The organism is Cellulomonas palmilytica, from assembly GCF_021590045.1.
Classification (GTDB): Bacteria; Actinomycetota; Actinomycetes; order Actinomycetales; family Cellulomonadaceae; genus Cellulomonas; species Cellulomonas palmilytica.
The window spans coordinates 1,553,161-1,570,345 of the sequence record NZ_CP062221.1; the positions used below are offsets into that span (position 1 = coordinate 1,553,161).

General features: G+C 72.4%; 13 protein-coding genes. 9 read left to right on the plus strand and 4 right to left on the minus strand.

The window, feature by feature from the left end:
• Nucleotides 1–56 precede the first annotated feature (56 nt).
• Together F1D97_RS07220 and F1D97_RS07225 are read left to right on the plus strand one after the other, a co-directional pair.
• Nucleotides 57–542 carry a CGNR zinc finger domain-containing protein gene (locus F1D97_RS07220; RefSeq protein ID WP_236123174.1) on the plus strand — a complete coding sequence of 162 codons (486 nt, stop codon included), beginning with the start codon at nt 57–59 and terminating at the stop codon, nt 540–542.
• Nucleotides 543–604: 62 nt separating this feature from the next.
• Nucleotides 605–1,252, plus strand: coding sequence for a 4a-hydroxytetrahydrobiopterin dehydratase (locus F1D97_RS07225; RefSeq protein ID WP_236123175.1), 648 nt, complete (start codon nt 605–607; stop codon nt 1,250–1,252).
• A gap of 11 nt (nt 1,253–1,263) precedes the next feature.
• Here F1D97_RS07225 and F1D97_RS07230 read toward each other — a convergent pair whose 3' ends face one another.
• The 3 genes from F1D97_RS07230 to F1D97_RS07240 all read right to left on the minus strand — a co-directional run bounded on the left by F1D97_RS07230 (nt 1,264) and on the right by F1D97_RS07240 (nt 4,710).
• Nucleotides 1,264–1,647 (minus strand): DUF4180 domain-containing protein, encoded by a 384-nt coding sequence (locus F1D97_RS07230; protein ID WP_236123176.1) that lies wholly within the window; start codon nt 1,645–1,647, stop codon nt 1,264–1,266.
• 130 nt (nt 1,648–1,777) lie between these two features.
• On the minus strand, nt 1,778–4,102 hold the full coding sequence (locus F1D97_RS07235) for an exo-beta-d-1,3/1,6-glucosidase (protein ID WP_236123177.1): 2,325 nt from the start codon (nt 4,100–4,102) through the stop codon (nt 1,778–1,780).
• 140 nt (nt 4,103–4,242) lie between these two features.
• Nucleotides 4,243–4,710 carry a nitroreductase family deazaflavin-dependent oxidoreductase gene (locus F1D97_RS07240; protein WP_094179337.1) on the minus strand — a complete coding sequence of 156 codons (468 nt, stop codon included), beginning with the start codon at nt 4,708–4,710 and terminating at the stop codon, nt 4,243–4,245.
• A 362-nt stretch (nt 4,711–5,072) separates the two neighbouring features.
• Here F1D97_RS07240 and F1D97_RS07245 point away from each other — a divergent pair, with 362 nt between their 5' ends.
• The 3 genes from F1D97_RS07245 (at nt 5,073) to F1D97_RS07255 (ending at nt 9,839) form a co-directional block, all read left to right on the plus strand.
• Entirely contained in the window at nt 5,073–6,905 is a 1,833-nt protein-coding gene (locus tag F1D97_RS07245; RefSeq protein ID WP_094179338.1) for an ABC transporter family substrate-binding protein, read from the plus strand.
• A gap of 289 nt (nt 6,906–7,194) precedes the next feature.
• Nucleotides 7,195–8,724: an ABC transporter permease gene (locus tag F1D97_RS07250; RefSeq protein ID WP_094179339.1), complete on the plus strand. Its 1,530-nt coding sequence runs from the start codon at nt 7,195–7,197 to the stop codon at nt 8,722–8,724.
• Nucleotides 8,721–9,839 (plus strand): ABC transporter permease, encoded by a 1,119-nt coding sequence (locus F1D97_RS07255; protein WP_236123178.1) that lies wholly within the window; start codon nt 8,721–8,723, stop codon nt 9,837–9,839. Before F1D97_RS07250 ends, F1D97_RS07255 begins: the two co-directional genes overlap by 4 nt.
• Before the next feature lie 44 nt (nt 9,840–9,883).
• Here F1D97_RS07255 and F1D97_RS07260 read toward each other — a convergent pair whose 3' ends face one another.
• A complete protein-coding gene (locus F1D97_RS07260; protein ID WP_236123179.1) occupies nt 9,884–10,507 on the minus strand; it encodes a PH domain-containing protein in 624 nt (207 codons plus the stop codon).
• Between the two features lie 26 nt (nt 10,508–10,533).
• On the opposite strand from F1D97_RS07260, the gene F1D97_RS07265 reads away from it, so the two are divergent.
• The 4 genes from F1D97_RS07265 (at nt 10,534) to F1D97_RS07280 (ending at nt 17,184) form a co-directional block, all read left to right on the plus strand.
• Nucleotides 10,534–12,324, plus strand: a complete 1,791-nt coding sequence (locus F1D97_RS07265; RefSeq protein ID WP_236123180.1) for an ABC transporter ATP-binding protein — start codon at nt 10,534–10,536, stop codon at nt 12,322–12,324.
• A gap of 18 nt (nt 12,325–12,342) precedes the next feature.
• Nucleotides 12,343–14,163: an ABC transporter substrate-binding protein gene (locus F1D97_RS07270; RefSeq protein ID WP_236123181.1), complete on the plus strand. Its 1,821-nt coding sequence runs from the start codon at nt 12,343–12,345 to the stop codon at nt 14,161–14,163.
• A gap of 156 nt (nt 14,164–14,319) precedes the next feature.
• The gene (gene typA / locus F1D97_RS07275; RefSeq protein WP_236123182.1) at nt 14,320–16,251 is read left to right on the plus strand and encodes a translational GTPase TypA; all 1,932 of its coding nucleotides are present in this window, start codon (nt 14,320–14,322) and stop codon (nt 16,249–16,251) included.
• 6 nt (nt 16,252–16,257) lie between these two features.
• Nucleotides 16,258–17,184: a PIG-L family deacetylase gene (locus F1D97_RS07280; RefSeq protein WP_236123183.1), complete on the plus strand. Its 927-nt coding sequence runs from the start codon at nt 16,258–16,260 to the stop codon at nt 17,182–17,184.
• Nucleotide 17,185 lies beyond the last annotated feature (1 nt).

Sequence of the window (17,185 nt, forward strand, 5' to 3'; positions counted from 1 at the left end):
AGGATCCTCGCATCACCGGTAAACATCTGACAGTGGTGACGACTATCGTGTGTCCCGTGCCGGACGTCAACACCCTCGAGCGGTGGACCACCCTCGGCGTCGAGCCGGGCGTCGCCCCCGGCGCGCTCGAGCGCGTCCGCGCGCTGCTCAACACCGACGACCGCTTCCACGGCGTCGAACGGCTGGCCGAGGCGCCCGCGGCGTGGCGCACGTTGCGCGACGCGCTGCGCGCGTTCGTCGTCGACGGGTCGGCCGACGCGCTCGACCGCGAGGCCTCGCGTCGCGCGCTCGTCGTCCGCGTCGGCGCCGACGGTCCGCGCCTCGTCCCCGTCGACGAGCACGACGAGGCCGCCGCGCTGCTGGCGACCGTGCTCGACGAGCACCGGGCCGGCCGCCTGCAACGGCTCAAGGCGTGCGCCAACCCCGACTGCCAGTGGGTGTACTACGACGCGTCGCGCAACCGCTCGGGCCGCTGGTGCTCGATGGGCGAGTGCGGCGACGTCATGAAGGCCCGCGCCTACCGCGCCCGCTCCCGCGCCTGAGCCTCCCACCCGTGAGCGCCGCTCGCGGTGCGCGTGTCGGAGGTGGGCGTCAGCATGGGGCGATGGAGACGCTGACGGGACAGCAGATCGCCGACGCGGGCCTGACGGGCTGGGTGTACCTGCCCGGCGGGCTGCACACCCGCATCGCCACGGGTGACTTCGCCGCGGGGCTCGCGCTCGTGAACCGGATCGGCGCCGCCGCCGAGGCGCAGGGCCACCACCCGGACGTCGACCTGCGCTACCCGTTCGTCGACGTGCGCCTCACGAGCCACGACGCGGGCGGCGTCACGGAGAAGGACGTGCGGCTCGCGCGGGACATCAGCGCGTTCGCCGCCGAGGCGGGGCACGCGTTGCGCGGGATCGAGCGCGCGGTCGTCGAGCTCGCGCTCGACAGCCCCGACCACACGCAGGTGCGTGCGTTCTACGAGGCCGTGCTCGCGTTCGCCGGGCGGGACGACGAGGTGCGCGACCCGGCCGAGGCGCTGCCGCCGGTCTGGTTCCAGCGGTCCGGCAGCGAGGAGCCCCGTCAGCGCTGGCACCTCGACGTGTGGGTCGACCCGAGCCAGGTGCAGCCCCGCCTGGACGCCGCGCTCGCGGCCGGCGGTCGGCTGGTCGACGACTCGCACGCACCCAGCTTCTGGGTCGTCGCGGACGCGCAGGGCAACCGCCTGTGCTTGTGCACGTGGCAGGACCGGGGCTCGGCGACCTGAGTCGACCCCGGCTAGGCGCGGCCGGGTACCCCGGTGGGCTGGTCGACGAGGCGCTGCTCGAGCTCGTCGTCGTCCGCGACGAACCACACGTGCCGGCCCCGGTTGGACTCGTGGACGTACCCGGCGAGCGCCTCGCTGGACCCGACCTGCTCGCTGACGTCGCCGACGACGACGAGGTGCAGGTGGTAGTTCACGAGCTTCTGCGCGATCTCCCCGGCGACGCGCGTGCTGAGGCGGAAGAAGTCGGGGTCGAGGCGCTGCGCGGGGACGGCGACGACGGACGCGTCGTAGCCCCACGCGTCGCCGACGAGGTCCGTCGCCTGCGCTGCACCGATCGCGGGACCGTCCGCGGGCAGCATGAGGACGCGACGGTCGCCGATGACCCGAACCTGCATGGCGTCACCGTAGCCGGTGGAACCGGTTCCGGCGACGACCGTCACCACCTCGTGACCCGCCCGTGACCCGCCTGTCGTCCAGGCGGGCCACGAACGCGTCATGAACCGGACATCACCGGCCGGGAACCGCTCAGGCCGTGATCGTGAAGCCCGCGACGAGCTGCCGTTCGCGGACCGACGACGGACCGACACGCAGCTCGAACGCGCCCGGCTCGACCACGCGGCGCGCGTGGGCGTCGACGATCGAGCACGCGGACGCCGGCAGCGCGAGGTCGACGACGACGCTCTCGCCCGCCGCGACCTCGACCTGGCGGTACGCCTTGAGCTCGCTCTCGGCCCACATGGTCGTCGTGACCAGGTCGGACACGTACACCTGCACGGTCTCGAGCGCGGGGCGCGAACCGGTGTTGCGCAGCGTGACCCGCGCGCGCACCTCGTCCGACGCGGTGAGTGACGGCGTGAGGACCTCGAGGTCGGCGTACTCGACGGTCGTGTAGCTCAGGCCCTCGCCGAACGCGAACGCGGGACGCTGCGTGAGGTCCGCGTACCGCGTGCCGTGCTGGCCGCGCAGCTGGTTGTAGAAGGTCGGCTGCTGGCCGACGTGCCGCGCGAACGTGATGGGCAGGCGTCCGGACGGCTCGACGAGGCCGAGCAGGATCTCGGCGATCGCCTGACCGCCGCGCATGCCCGGGTTGGCGGCCCAGACCACGGCGTCGGCGTCCAGCGCGGAGTCGGGCAGCACGTGCGGCTTGGACGCCACCAGCACGACGACGAGCGGCTTGCCGGTCGCGGCGAGCGCGTCGAGCAGCGCGACCTGACCGCCGATGAGCTCGAGCGTCGCGGTCGAGCGGCCCTCGCCGACGAGCTCGATGCGGTCGCCGACGACGGCGACGACGTAGTCGGACTCCTGAGCCGCGGCGACGGCCTCCGCGATGAGCGCCTCGTCGGGCTCGCACGGCATGACGACCTGCGGGCGCGGCTGCCCGTCGGGGAAGAACTCGCCCTCGGGGTCGGGCGCGAGCGTGAGGATGTCGGCGCCGCGCGCGTACGTGACGTCCCACCCCTCGGGGGTGCGGCGGCGCAGCCCGTCGAGCACGGTCTCGATCATGTGGCGCGGGTGGCCGTCGGGCAGCCAGTCCACCTGACCGGAGCGGCCGGCCCAGTCGCCGAGCTGCGCGTCGGTGTCGTCCGCGTTCGGGCCGACGACGAGCACGCGCTTGTGCTCGGCGCCCGCGGGGGCGACCGCGCGCTCGTCGTCGCCCGCGGTGCAGCCACCCGCGAGCGGCAGGACGCCCTCGTTGCGCAGCAGCACGACCGACCGGCGCGTGAGCTCGAGGTTGACGGCCTCGTGCTCGGGGACGCCGAGCACCTGGGCGATGCGCGCGTCGTCGGGGCGGCGCGGGTCCTCGAACAGCCCGAGTGAGAACTTGAGCGTGAGGATGCGCGAGACGGCGGCGTCGATCGCGGCCTCGTCGAGCAGCCCGGAGGCGACGGCCTCCTGCGCGCCCTCGAAGAACTGCGGCGTCGTCATGATGACGTCGTTGCCGGCCTTGACCGCAGCCGCGGCGGCGTGCGCGTAGTCGGGCTGGATCTGCTGCTCCCAGACCATGCGACCGACGTTGTCCCAGTCGGTCACGAGCGTGCCGGTGTAACCCCACTCGCCGCGCAGGACGTCGGTCAGCAACCAGTCGTTGACGGTGATGGGCGTGCCGTCCATCGACTGGTACCCGAGCATGAACGTCGCGCAGCCCTCGCGCGCGACGCGCTCGAACGGGGGCAGGAACCACGCGGTGAGCTTGCGGCGCGAGATGTCGGCCTCGGTCGCGTCACGCCCGCCCTGCGTCTCGGAGTAGCCGGCGAAGTGCTTGGCGGTCGCGAGGATCGCGGTCGGGTCGGTCAGACCGTCGCCCTGGTACCCCTTCACCATGGCCGAGGCGAGCTCGCCGATGAGGAACGGGTCCTCGCCGAACGTCTCGGACACGCGGCCCCAGCGCAGGTCGCGGCCGATGCACAGCACGGGGGAGAACGTCCAGTGGATGCCGGTCGCGGCGACCTCGACGGCCGTGATGCGGGCGGCGCGCTCGACGAGCCCGGGGTTCCAGGACGCCGCCATGCCGAGCTGGGTCGGGAAGATCGTCGCGCCCTCGAAGAACGAGTGACCGTGGATGCAGTCCTCGGCGATGAGCAGCGGGATGCGCAGCCGCGTGCCGGCGGTGATCTCGTGCGCCTCGCGCACCAGGGCGGGGGAGGTGTGCAGGATCGAGCCGACGTGCTGGTCCTCGATGAGGCCGCGCACGGAGCCGCGCGAGTCGAGCTGCATCATCTGCCCGACCTTCTCCGCCAGCGTCATGCGGCCGACGAGGTCGGCGACGCGCTCGGCGACGGGGAGCGTCGCGTCGAGGTAGGGCGCCGTGCCCGTCTCGGTGCGGCCGGCGGTCTCGAGGGGTGGGGTCACGACAGGTCCTTTACGACGGGGATCACGACGGCGGCGGCGCGAGCCGGTGGGTCCCGTAGCCGCACGACGAGCGTGCGGGAGCGATCCCACGCGGGCGAGCCTAACCGAAAAGACTTACCGCGTGGTAGGTGTGCGCACGCCTACCGGACGGGCTCGAGGACGAACAGGTGCAGGTCGCGGCCGGCGCGCTGCTCGTACGCCTCGTAGCCCGGCCAGGTCTCCCGCAGGCGGGGCAGGAGCACCCGTGACTCGGCAGGCGTGGCGAGACGCGCGGCCACCTCGTGCGTGGCCCCCTCGACGGTGACCCGGGCCCGCGGGTCGGCCAGCAGGTTGAGCGCCCACGCGGGGTGGTGGGCCTGGCCCCAGTTGGAGCCGAGCACCACCCAGGCGTCCTCGTGCCGCACGTGGAGCAGCACCACCTCGCGCGGCTCGCCCGAGCGGCGGCCGGTGGTCGTGAGCACGAGCTGCGGCAGGCGCGCGCGGCCGAGGACCGTCCACCGCCCGCCGGTCGCCCGCTGCAGGCGTCGGTCGAGCCGCGACGTCGCGCGGCCGAGCCGCGCGAACCAGCGGGTGCGTCCCGCACGGCGGGCGAGGTCGGTGAGGTTCACGCCCGCATTGTGCCGTCCTGCCGAGGCGTCGGCGGTCGGTCGTGTTGCCGGGACGTGTCCGGCAGGTGGCCGGTGTGTAACGGGGCCTTAACACATCGCGCGTGGGACCGTCGCCGATTTGACGGATGGTGGACAGCCTTCCCGCTGGAGAGAGGTGATTTTTCGGCATGAATCGCCGCCGCTGTCTCGAAAGTTGAGACGTACTGGTCAGTATCAATCGGGTAACGATCAGGGGTCGGCCGGGTCCCAGCCCGCTTTGCCCGAAAACGCTTGACTAACGTTGCGCCAAACCCTGGCGGTCTGCCTCACAGCCGTACCTCGTACGAGCGGTCCTGCGGACCTCCACCTTCCCTGGAGGAACATTGAAGATCAGGCGATCCCTGGCCGGTGTCGCGGCTCTCGCGACCACCGCGCTCGTGCTCACCGCGTGCTCCAACGCGCCTGGCGACTCGGACGACGACGCCACCGGCGCTCCGTCGGCCTCCGAGGCGGCCACCACCGGCGGCACGCTCACCGTTGCCGAGACGAACCAGTTCTTCTCGTTCAACCCGAACACGAGCAACGGCAACACGGACATCAACGCGAAGGTCACGACCTACCCGACGCGCGCGTGGTTCAACTACGTCGACGGGTCGAGCTTCGCCGCGGGCAACCCCGGTGTCGCCAAGGACGAGTCGTTCGGCACGTACGAGGTCGTCTCCGAGGACCCGCTGACCGTCAAGTACACGATCAACGAGGGTGTCGTCTGGTCGGACGGCGAGCCCGTCGACGCGGACGACCTGCTCCTGTCGTGGGCGGTCGACTCGGGCCACTACAACTCGGCCGACGGCAAGGTCTCCTACTTCGACTACGCCGGTGACACGGGCACGCTCGCGCTGACCGACTTCCCGGAGCTGGGTGAGGACGGTCGCTCGATGACCCTCACCTTCTCCGAGCCGGCCGCCGACTGGGAGTACGCGCTCGCCGCCGAGGCGCCCGCGCACGTCGTCGCCAAGAAGGCCGGCCTCGCGGACGGTCAGGCGCTGATCGACCTGTTCACCAAGCTCGCGCCGACCGCCAAGGACGCGACGGCCGACGACCCGGAGCTGCGCAAGGTCGCGGACTTCTGGAACACCGGCTTCGACTCCACGGTCCTCCCGAGCGACCCGGAGCTGTACCTCTCGTCCGGCCCGTACATCGTCTCCGAGGTCGTCGAGAACCAGTCCGTCACGCTCGTCCCGAACGAGAAGTACTCGGGCGACCTGACGCCGAAGCTGGACTCGATCGTCATGCGCACCATCCCGGACGCCACGGCGGCCGTGCAGGCGCTCAAGAACGGCGAGGTGGACGTCATCTCCCCGCAGCCGTCCGCTGACACGCTCGCGGCGCTCGAGGGCATCGACGGCATCACGGTCCACGAGGGCGACCAGCTCGCGTACGACCACGTCGACCTGACCTTCAACAACGGTGGTCCGTTCGACCCCGCGACCTACGGTGGCGACGAGGCCAAGGCCCTCAAGGTCCGCCAGGCGTTCCTCAAGGTCATCCCGCGCCAGGCGATCCTCGAGGCGATCGTCACGCCGCTCAAGGCGGACGCGTCGATCCTCAACTCGCAGCTCTTCGTCCCGGCCCAGGCCTCGTACGAGGACTCGGTCGCGAACAACGGGTCGGCCGACTTCCCGGGTGAGCCCGACGTCGCCGGCGCCAAGGCGCTGCTCGAGGAGGTCGGTGTCACGCCGACCGTGCGCATCCTCTACAACATCAACAACCCGAACCGCGTCAACGCCTACACGCTGATCGCGGCGCAGGCCACGGCCGCCGGCTTCAAGGTCGACGACCAGGGTGACGCCGAGTGGGGCTCGCGCCTCGCCGACGGCTCGTACGACGTCGCCATCTTCGGCTGGATCAACTCGGGTGTCGGCGTCTCCGGCGTCCCGCAGATCTTCTCCAGCACCGGTGGTGGCAACTACAACGGCTACAAGAACGCCGAGGTCGACCAGCTCGCCGCGACGCTCGTGAAGACGCTGGACCTCGACGAGCAGGCGAACATCCAGGAGCAGATCGACCCGCTCCTGTTCGCCGACGCGTACGGCCTGCCCCTGTTCCAGTCGGTCGGCATCGACGCGGTCGCCGACCGCGTGGGTGGCATCGAGGCCTACAACCCGAGCCAGTCGGGTGTCTGGTGGAACGTGTGGGACTGGACGGTCACCGACTGAGTCGGCTGACCTCCCCGGTATGACAGCCACCGGTGCCGGGACCCGGTCGTTCGGGTCCCGGCACCGGTGCGTCCCGGGGTCGTCGACGCACCGTCGACGACGGACCGGCGCGCGACGCGCGCTAGAGTCCCTCCTCAGAACGTCGTACTGACCAGTACGGCGGACCCGCCTTGAACGCGTCGCCCACGAGGCGCGGCGTTCCCGACCTTTGCGTCGCGACAGCGCGACGCCGACGCGGAGGCGTGCACCTCACCCGCGCACGCTCCCCACGCCCGAGAAGCGAGAATTGATGGCTTCCTACGTCTTGCGACGCCTCGGTGTGTCGCTGCTCATCCTGCTCGGGGCGTCGTTCCTCGTGTACCAGCTGGTCGCCGTGTCCGGTGACCCGCTGAGGGAGTACCGCGAGTCGAACCGCCCCAACAAAGAGGCCCTGATGCAGGCCCGCATCGACCTGCTCGACCTCGACACCCCCGCACCCCTGCGCTACTTCTCGTGGCTCAGCGGAGCCGTCAAGTGCGTGATCCCCGGTCAGTGCGACCTCGGCAAGACGCTCCAGGGCCAGGAGGTCACCGACGCGCTGAGCGCCGCGATCCCCTCGACGATCCAGCTGGTGCTCACCGCGACGATCCTCGCGGTCGTCATCGGCATCACGATCGGCATCGTCGTCGCGCTGCGCCAGTACTCGGTGCTCGACTACAGCGTCACGTTCATGACGTTCCTGTTCTTCTCGCTGCCGGTGTTCTGGGTCGCGGTGCTCCTCAAGGAGTTCGGCGCGATCGGCTTCAACGACTTCCTCCGGGACCCGTCGGTGAGCGTGACCGTCGCTCTCGCCGTCGGGCTGGTCGCCGGTGTCATCTGGACGGTCCTCATCGGCGGCTCGTGGAAGCGCCGCGGCATCGTGTTCGCGGGGTCCACGCTCCTCACCGCCGGCATCCTGTGGTACCTCGGCTGGTCGCAGTGGTTCAGCTACCCGGGTCTCGGGCCGGGCATCGTCGCCGGGCTCGGCGTCGGCATCGCGTTCGCGCTCACCGCGCTGCTCGCGGGCCTGCGCAACCGCAAGGCGCTGTACTCCGCGCTCATCATGGTCGGGCTCGCCGTCGTCGCGATGTTCGCGCTGCAGCCGCTGCTCGAGGACCCGTCGGTCTGGCTCGTCATCCTCCTCGGCATCGCCGCGGTCGGCGGCGGCCTGCTCGTCGGGCGCCTCATGGGCGGCTACGACCGCGGCCAGTCGATGAAGGTCGCGGCCCTCACCTCGTTCCTCGTCGCGGGCCTCGTGCTGCTCGACGGGTTCATGCAGGCGTGGCCCGAGTACTTCAAGCTCACGCGCGGCCGCCCGATCGCGACGATCGGCTCGGAGACGCCGAACCTCAACGGCGACTTCTGGATCACGGGCGTCGACAAGTACACGCACCTCGTCCTCCCGACGATCTCGCTCATCCTCATCTCGCTCGCCTCGTACACGCGCTACTCGCGTGCGTCGATGCTCGAGGTGATGGGTCAGGACTACGTCCGCACCGGCCGCGCCAAGGGCCTGCCGGAGCGCACGGTCGTCGTCCGGCACGCGTTCCGCAACGCGCTGATCCCGCTCGCGACGATCGTCGCGTTCGACATCGGCGGCCTGCTGGGTGGCGCCGTCATCACCGAGAACGTGTTCTCGTTCAAGGGCATGGGCCAGCTCTTCATCCAAGGCCTCGACCACCAGGACCCGAACCCCGTCATGGGCGTGTTCCTCGTCGTCGGCGTCACCGCGGTGACGTTCAACCTGGTCGCGGACCTCCTGTACTCCGCACTCGACCCGCGCGTGAGGGTGAAGGCATGACCGAGCAGACCACGGAGCGGATGACCGACTCCCTCGACTCCGGCGAGGTCGCGGCCGACCTCAAGGGCAAGAGCCAGGGCGCGCTGGTCCGCAAGCGCTTCTTCGGCCACACGGGCGCGATCGTCTCGCTCGTCGTCCTCGCGCTCGTCGTGATCCTCGCGCTCACCTCGGTGGGCATCGGCGGCTGGCACGGCTGGTGGAAGTTCCGCTGGACGGACACCCCGCCGCTGCAGAACGGCGGGCGACCCACGCTGAGCCTGTTCCCGTTCTCCCTGGGAGAGCACCCGTTCGGGCAGGACTCGGTCGGGCGCGACTACTTCGCGATGACGATGCGCGGCACCCAGATCTCGCTGCTCGTGACGTTCGTCGTCGGCGTCATCGCCGCGTTCGTCGGCGTCGTGTTCGGCGCGCTGTCCGGGTACTTCCGCGGCTGGGTCGAGGCGGTGCTCATGCGCCTGACCGACATGGTGATCATCATCCCGGTGCTGCTCATCGGCGCCGTGATCGGCTACAACACCAAGTCCGGTGTCGTCGTGCTCGGCCTGCTGCTCGGCCTGACGTACTGGACCGGCATGGCGCGGCTCGTCCGCGGTGACTTCCTGTCGCTGCGCGAGCGCGAGTTCGTCGACGCGGCCCGCCTCGCGGGCGCGTCCGACAAGCGGATCATCTTCAAGCACATCCTGCCGAACGCGGTCGGCGTCATCACGGTCAACACGACCCTGCTGATGTCCTCGGCGATCCTGCTGGAGACGTCGCTGTCCTACCTGAACATGGGCGTCAAGGCGCCGGACACGTCCCTGGGCCTGCTCATCAGCCAGAACCAGGCCGCGTTCGCCACGCGCCCCTGGCTGTTCTGGTGGCCCGGCCTGTTCATCGTCCTCATCTGCCTCTGCATCAACTTCATCGGCGACGGCCTGCGCGACGCGTTCGACCCGCGCCAGCGCAAGATCTCCCTGCGTCGCATGAAGGAGACGCCGCGCGAGGAGATCGACAACCGCCTCGAGGGCAGCCTGCTCGCCGCGAACGTCGCCACGCTCGGCGGGGTGCGCAGCGGGTGGGAGGTCGACGCTCCCGGCGGCCCGCTCGGGGAGACCCCCGGGGACGAGCACCGGTGATGCGCCCGGTCTCGCGGTGCACGCGCACGCACGCGGCGCGGTGCTCAGCCGACGAGCTGCAGCACCGCGCCCAGCGCGACGAGCGCGACCACCGTCACCAGGCCGGTCGTGTGCAGCTCGCGGCGCACCGGGACCTCGTCGGCGACGCCCAGCTCGAGCTCGCCGCCCTCGACCAGGCGCTCCCAGCGGCGGCGCGCCTCGGTCGCGACGACCGCGGACGGCGAGTGGCCGATCTCGCCGATGCTCACCGAGCGTGCGGGGTCGAACGCGGTGGCGTGCGCGTGCCGCAGGTCGACCGACGCGGCGCGCGTCGCGGCGTGCCGGCCGGGACCCGGGGCGGCGAACGCCTCGACCTTCCTGCCGGGCGTGACGAACGTGCACGTGAAGCGCGTGCGGATCTCGATGAGCGCCTCCCACGGCACGTGGTGCGTCACGAAGGGGTTCACCACGTGGATCCCCTCGTCGTCGAGGCGCACGTGCGGCAGGTAGGCCAGCAGCCACGTCACCAGTGCGGCGGCCGCGGTGAAGGGCACCGCACGCAGCAGCGCACCAGCACCCCCCTCGGCGACCGCGGCACCCGCGAAGCCCGCGACCACGAGCCACGTACCCCCCGTGATCCACGCCGCGCTGCGGGGCCGGAAGGTCCAGGTCTCGTCGTCGTCTCGCACGACCCCATGATCCCAGGAGCTCTGTCATGACCACGCCCACCACGACCCGCGAGCCCGTGCTGGAGGTGCGCGACCTGTCGGTCGACTTCGCGGTCGACCGCACGTGGGTGCCCGCGGCGATCAAGCTCAACTACTCCGTCGCCCCCGGCGAGGTCCTCGCGATCGTCGGCGAGTCCGGCTCGGGCAAGTCCGTGTCCTCGATGGCGATCCTCGACCTGCTGCCGCGCAACGCGCGCATCTCGGGCTCGATCAAGCTGCGTGGCACCGAGCTGCGCGGGCTGCCGAGCAAGCGCATGCGCGCGATCCGCGGCAACGACGTCGCGATGATCTTCCAGGAGCCGATGACCGCGCTGAACCCGGCGTACACGGTCGGCTCGCAGATCATCGAGACGCTGCGCCTGCACAGCGAGATGTCGCCCGCGCAGGCCCGCGAGCGCGCGCTCGAGCTGCTGTCGATGGTCGAGCTGCCGGACCCGGACAAGGCGTTCCGGTCGTACCCGCACCAGCTCTCGGGCGGCCAGCGCCAGCGCGCGATGATCGCGCAGTCGCTGTCCTGCGACCCGGCCCTGCTCATCGCCGACGAGCCGACGACCGCGCTCGACGTCACGGTGCAGGCCGAGATCCTCGACCTCATGCGCAACCTGCGCGACCGCCTCGACTCCGCGGTCATCCTCATCACGCACGACATGGGCGTGGTCGCGGACCTCGCGGACCGCATCGCCGTCATGCGGCGCGGCGTGATCGTCGAGATGGGCACGTCCGAGCAGATCTTCTCCGACCCGCAGCACCAGTACACGCAGGAGCTGCTCGCCGCGGTCCCGCACCTCGGCGGCCCGGAGATCGACCTGACGGCCGCGCTCGCGAGCGCGACCCACGCGGAGGACCTCGTCGTCGACGTGTCGCGCGAGGAGCTCGCGCGCCGCGAGGCCGAGAACGCGGCCAAGCTCGAGGCCGCGCGTCGCGAGGAGCGCGCCCGCGAGATGGCCGGCACCGAGCCGATCCTGCAGCTCAAGGACGTCGCGATCGAGTACCCCAAGCAGGGGCGCATGCCGGCGTTCCGCGCGGTCGAGGGCGCGAACCTCGTCGTGCGGCCCGGTGAGGTCGTGGGCCTCGTCGGCGAGTCCGGTTCCGGCAAGACGACGATCGGCCGCGCCGCGGTCGGCCTGCTGCCGGTGGCCGAGGGCACGCTCACGGTCGGCGACATCGACGTCTCGTCGAACGACCGCAAGACGATCGCGCGCCTGCGCCGCAAGGTCGGCATGGTGTTCCAGGACCCGTCGTCGAGCCTCAACCCGCGCCTGCCGATCGGTGAGTCGATCGGTGAGCCGCTGTACCTCGCGAAGATCGCCAAGGGTGGCGAGCTGCAGCGTCGCATCGAGGAGCTGCTCGACCAGGTCGAGCTGCCCCGCGCGTACCGCAACCGCTACCCGCACGAGCTGTCGGGCGGTCAGAAGCAGCGCGTCGGCATCGCGCGTGCGCTCGCGCTGTCGCCCGAGCTGCTTGTGGCCGACGAGCCGACGTCCGCGCTGGACGTGTCGGTGCAGGCCCACGTGCTCGAGCTGCTGCAGGAGCTGCAGGAGCGCCTGAAGTTCGCGTGCCTGTTCGTCACGCACGACCTCGCGGTGGTGGACCTGCTCGCGGACCGCATCGTCGTGATGCAGCGCGGCCGGATCGTCGAGCAGGGCTCGCGCGACGCGATCCTGCGCAACCCGCAGGACCCGTACACGCAGCGCCTCATCGCGGCCGTGCCGCTGCCCAACCCGGAGAAGCAGCGCGAGCGTCGCGAGCTGCGGGCGCTGCTCGCCGACCGCTCCTGACGCGCGGGTGACCTGCCCGTGACCCGTGCAGCGCAGGAGCGTGCGGCCGGTCGCCCTCGAGGCGGCCGCCGCGCGCTCCTCGCCGCTGCGGCGGGGTGTGCGGTCGCCCTGGTCCCGCTCGCGTGCTCGTCGTCGCCGGAGCCCGGGCCGGACCGGTCCGGCGACGCGGTCGTCACCGTCGGCGCCCCGTTCGGCTCGCTCAACGCGGGCACGCCCGAGGGCCGGCTGCCCGGGTCGGTGCTGGTGCGCGGGCTCGTGCAGGACGGGTTCGTCGCGCTCGACGCGACGGGCGCGGCCGTCATGGACCCCGTGTTCGGCACGGTCGAGAAGACGTCCGACGACCCCCTGACGGTCCGGTACACGGTCGGCCCCGACGTGCGCTGGTCGGACGGCACGCCCGTGACCGCGGCGGACCTGCTGCTCGAGTGGGCCGCCCGGTCGGGTGCGCTCGACGAGGTCGCGCCCGAGCTCGGCGAGGACGGCGAGGTCGTCAACCGCGACGCCCTGGACGCGGGCGTGGCGTTCGCGGCGACGTCGCGCGCGCTCGTGCACGTGCAGGCCGTCCCGGCCGTCGACGACGAGGGTCGCGTCACGTTGCGGTACGCGCAGCCGGTCGCGGACTGGCAGGTCGCGCTCGACGTCAACCTGCCCGCGCACGTGCTGGGCCGCACGGCGCTCGGGGTCGAGGACGCGCAGGAGGCGGCTGAGGCGGTCGTCGCAGCCGTGACCGCGCCCGCCGAGCACCACGACGACCTCGTCGCGCTGTCCCGCACGTGGCGGACCGCGTTCGACGAGGACGCCCTCGCGGCGAGCGCCGCCGACGCGGTGACGACCGGCCCGTACGCGGTCGCGGCCGTGACCGCCGGCGGCGTCGAGCTCGTGCGCAACGAGCACTACGCGGGATCGCGGCCCGCGCGGTTCGACTCGGTGCGGGTGCGCACGGACCTGCACCCCCTCGACCAGGTCGAGGCGCTGGCATCCGGTGAGGTCGACGTGGTCGCCCCGGTCGCGACCGAGGACGTGCGCGACGCGCTCACGGACGCCGAGGCGGACGTCGTCACCGGCGGTGACGCGGCGTGGCAGCTCGTCGCGCAGACCGCGGGCACGGGACCGCTCGCGGGCGCCGATCGCGCCCCGGCCGTGCGACGCGCGTTGTGGCTGACCGTCCCGCGCGAGCAGGTGGTGACCGACGTCGTCGCGCCGCTGTGGCCCGACGCGGTCGTCGACACCGCGGTGCTGGCCACGGTGGGCGAGGGTGCCGGCGGTGCGGTCGCGACCGCCCGGCCCGACCCGGACTCCGCCGCGACGCTGCTCGCGGACGCGGGGGTCGACACGCCCGTCGCGGTGCGGGTGCTCGCGAACACCACCGACCCGCTGCGCGAGCAGACGGTCGCGCTGCTCACCGACGCGGCCCGCGCCGCGGGCCTCGAGCTGACGGCGTCCACGGCCGACCCGACCACGGCGCTGTGGGCCGAGCCCGACGCGTGGGACGTCGCGCTCGTGCCGACCGTTCAGGACGAGCTCCCCGTCGCCTCCCTCGTCGGCCGGTGGGGGACCGACGGCACGTCGAACGTGACCGGCTGGTCCGACGAGGCCACCGACGCGGCGCTCGCGGCGCTCGCCGCGCAGACCGACCCCGCCGGGCTCGCCGCGGGACAGGCCACGCTCGCCGCGCGGCTGGTCGAGGCCGGTGCGGTGCTGCCGCTCGTGCACGCACCCGCGCTCACGGCGACGCGCGCCGAGCCGGCCGAGGGGGCACCGCGGGTGGGCGAGGTCCCGCTGCTGCGGCTCTCGCGCGCCGACCTGACCGACTGGTGGTCCTGGGCCACGCAGGCCTGAGCCCGCAGGGCCCGTGGCGCCGCGCACCGGCCCGCGCGGCGCACGTCACGTGTGGCGAGCGCCACGCGACCGGCCGGTGACTGGCTCGGTGCGGGTAGGATCGATCGGCGCCGCCGTCGGCGTCTCCCCCTTTTCCTCCACTCGAGAAGAGCTCGCATGCCCTCGTCCGTCACCGGAACTGCCGTTCGCGGCGACCTGCGCAACGTCGCGATCGTCGCGCACGTCGACCACGGCAAGACCACGCTCGTCGACGCCATGCTCTGGCAGTCGGGCGCGTTCGGCGCGCACGACCACGTCGACGAGCGCGCGATGGACTCGGGCGACCTCGAGCGCGAGAAGGGCATCACGATCCTCGCGAAGAACACCGCGGTCCGGTACCTGGGCCCCGCGGCGGCCGCGGCGGGTCAGCCCGACGGCATCACGATCAACGTCATCGACACCCCCGGGCACGCGGACTTCGGTGGCGAGGTCGAGCGCGGCCTGTCGATGGTCGACGGCGTCGTCCTGCTGGTCGACGCGTCGGAGGGCCCGCTCCCGCAGACGCGCTTCGTGCTGCGCAAGGCGCTCGCCGCGAAGCTGCCCGTCATCCTCGTCGTGAACAAGGTCGACCGCCCCGACGCGCGCATCTCCGAGGTCGTGCACGAGGCGACCGACCTGCTGCTCGGCCTCGCGTCCGACCTGCACGAGGACGTCCCGGACCTCGACCTCGACGCGATCCTCGACGTCCCGGTCGTGTACGCCTCCGCCAAGGCGGGCCGCGCGTCGCTCGAGCAGCCGGCCGACGGCGCGCTCCCGGACAGCGAGAACCTCGAGCCCCTGTTCGCGACCATCCTCGAGAAGATCCCCGCGCCGACGTACGACGAGTCCGCGCCGCTGCAGGCGCACGTCACGAACCTCGACGCGTCCCCGTTCCTCGGCCGCCTCGCGCTGCTGCGCGTGTTCAACGGCACGCTGCGCAAGGGGCAGACGGTCGCGTGGGTGCGCAACGACGGCTCGCAGCAGAGCGTGCGCATCACGGAGCTGCTGGAGACCAAGGCGCTCGAGCGCGTCCCCACGGAGTCCGCGGGCCCCGGTGACATCGTCGCGGTCGCGGGCATCGAGAACATCACCATCGGCGAGACGCTGACCGACCCCGACGACCCGCGCCCGCTGCCGCCCATCACGGTCGACGACCCGGCGATCTCGATGACGATCGGCATCAACACCAGCCCGCTCGCGGGCAAGGGCGGCAAGGGCCACAAGGTCACCGCGCGCCAGGTCAAGGACCGCCTCGACAAGGAGCTCATCGGCAACGTGTCGCTGCGCGTGGTCCCCACGGACCGCCCCGACGCGTGGGAGGTCCAGGGCCGTGGTGAGCTCGCGCTCGCGATCCTCGTCGAGCAGATGCGCCGCGAGGGCTTCGAGCTGACGGTCGGCAAGCCGCAGGTCGTCACCAAGGTCATCGACGGCAAGGTCCACGAGCCGATGGAGCGCATGACGATCGACGTGCCCGAGGAGTACCTCGGCTCGGTCACGCAGCTCCTCGCGCAGCGCAAGGGCCGCATGGAGACCATGAGCAACCACGGCACGGGCTGGGTGCGCATGGAGTTCCTCGTCCCCGCGCGCGGTCTCATCGGGTTCCGCACGCGGTTCCTCACCGAGACGCGCGGCACGGGCATCGCGTCGTCCATCGCCGAGGGCTTCGAGCCGTGGGCGGGTGTCATCGAGACGCGCCTGACCGGCTCGCTCGTCGCCGACCGCGCGGGCGTCGCGACGCCGTTCGCGATGCTCAACCTCCAGGACCGCGGCACGTTCTTCGTCGAGCCGACCGCCGAGGTGTACGAGGGCATGGTCGTCGGCGAGAACTCGCGCAACGAGGACATGGACGTCAACATCGCCAAGGAGAAGAAGCTCAACAACATCCGCTCCTCCACGGCGGAGTCGTTCGAGAACGTCGTCCCGCCGCGCAAGCTCACGCTCGAGGAGTCGCTCGAGTTCGCGCGCGAGGACGAGTGCGTCGAGGTGACGCCCGAGATCGTGCGCATCCGCAAGGTCGTGCTCGACCAGACGGAGCGCGCGCGCATCTGGGCCCGCACCAAGAAGGGCTGACCCACGGTGGCGCCCGGCGGCCTGCTCGCGGTGCACGCGCACCCCGACGACGAGACCCTCGCGACGGGAGCGCTGCTCGCGACGTGGGCCGCGGCCGGGCGGCCCGTGACGCTGGTGACGTGCACGCGCGGTGAGCGCGGCGAGGTGATCGGCGCCCCGCTCGCGCACCTGCAGGGCGACGGCCCGGCGCTCGCGGCGCACCGCGAGACCGAGCTCACGGCCGCGCTCGCGGCGCTCGGCGTGACCGACCGCGTGTTCCTCGACGCGCTCACCGGCGCGCGGTACGAGGACTCGGGCATGGCGTGGGCCGACGAGGGCCGCCGCGCGGTCGCCGCCCCCGAGGCGGTCGCCGCGGGCACGGCCCTGGCCGCGCAGCCGCTCGACGACCTGGCCGCACCGCTCGCCGCGCTCGTCGTCGAGCGGCGTCCCGACGTCGTCGTGACGTACGAGCCGAACGGCGGCTACGGCCACCCGGACCACGTGTACGCGCACCACGTGACGCACCGCGCGCTCGAGCTCGCGGCCCGCGACGGCCACCGCGTGCCCGTCGTGCTGTGGGCCGCGCAGGGCCGGGAGCGGGCGCGGGCCGCCCGCGCCGCGCTGCGCCGCCTCGTCGGGCCGGGGGACCCGTTGACCGCACCCGCGGCGGACGACGTGTTCGCGTCGGTCGTCGTCGACGACGACGAGGTCGCGCTCGAGGTCGACACCCGCGCCGTCCGCGACGCGGTGCTGGACGCGCTGCGCGCGCACGCGACCCAGGTCCAGGACGTCGCCCCCGTCGACGACGAGCCCGCGCTCGCCGGCCGCTACGCCCTCAGCCTCGGCCTGGCCGAGCCGGTGCTGCCGGTCGAGCAGTACCGCCTCGCGGCCGGCGTGACCCCGGCCGACCTCGCGGGCGTCGCGTGGCCCGCAGGGGTGCGGCCGGTAGCCTGAC

Coding starts and splice junctions, on each gene's coding strand:
- F1D97_RS07225 (WP_236123175.1), top strand. CDS start 605: ATGGAGACGCTGACGGGACAGCAGATCGCCGACGCGGGCCTGACGGGC.
- F1D97_RS07230 (WP_236123176.1), bottom strand. CDS start 1,647: ATGCAGGTTCGGGTCATCGGCGACCGTCGCGTCCTCATGCTGCCCGCG.
- F1D97_RS07250 (WP_094179339.1), top strand. CDS start 7,195: ATGGCTTCCTACGTCTTGCGACGCCTCGGTGTGTCGCTGCTCATCCTG.
- F1D97_RS07255 (WP_236123178.1), top strand. CDS start 8,721: ATGACCGAGCAGACCACGGAGCGGATGACCGACTCCCTCGACTCCGGC.
- F1D97_RS07265 (WP_236123180.1), top strand. CDS start 10,534: ATGACCACGCCCACCACGACCCGCGAGCCCGTGCTGGAGGTGCGCGAC.
- typA (WP_236123182.1), top strand. CDS start 14,320: ATGCCCTCGTCCGTCACCGGAACTGCCGTTCGCGGCGACCTGCGCAAC.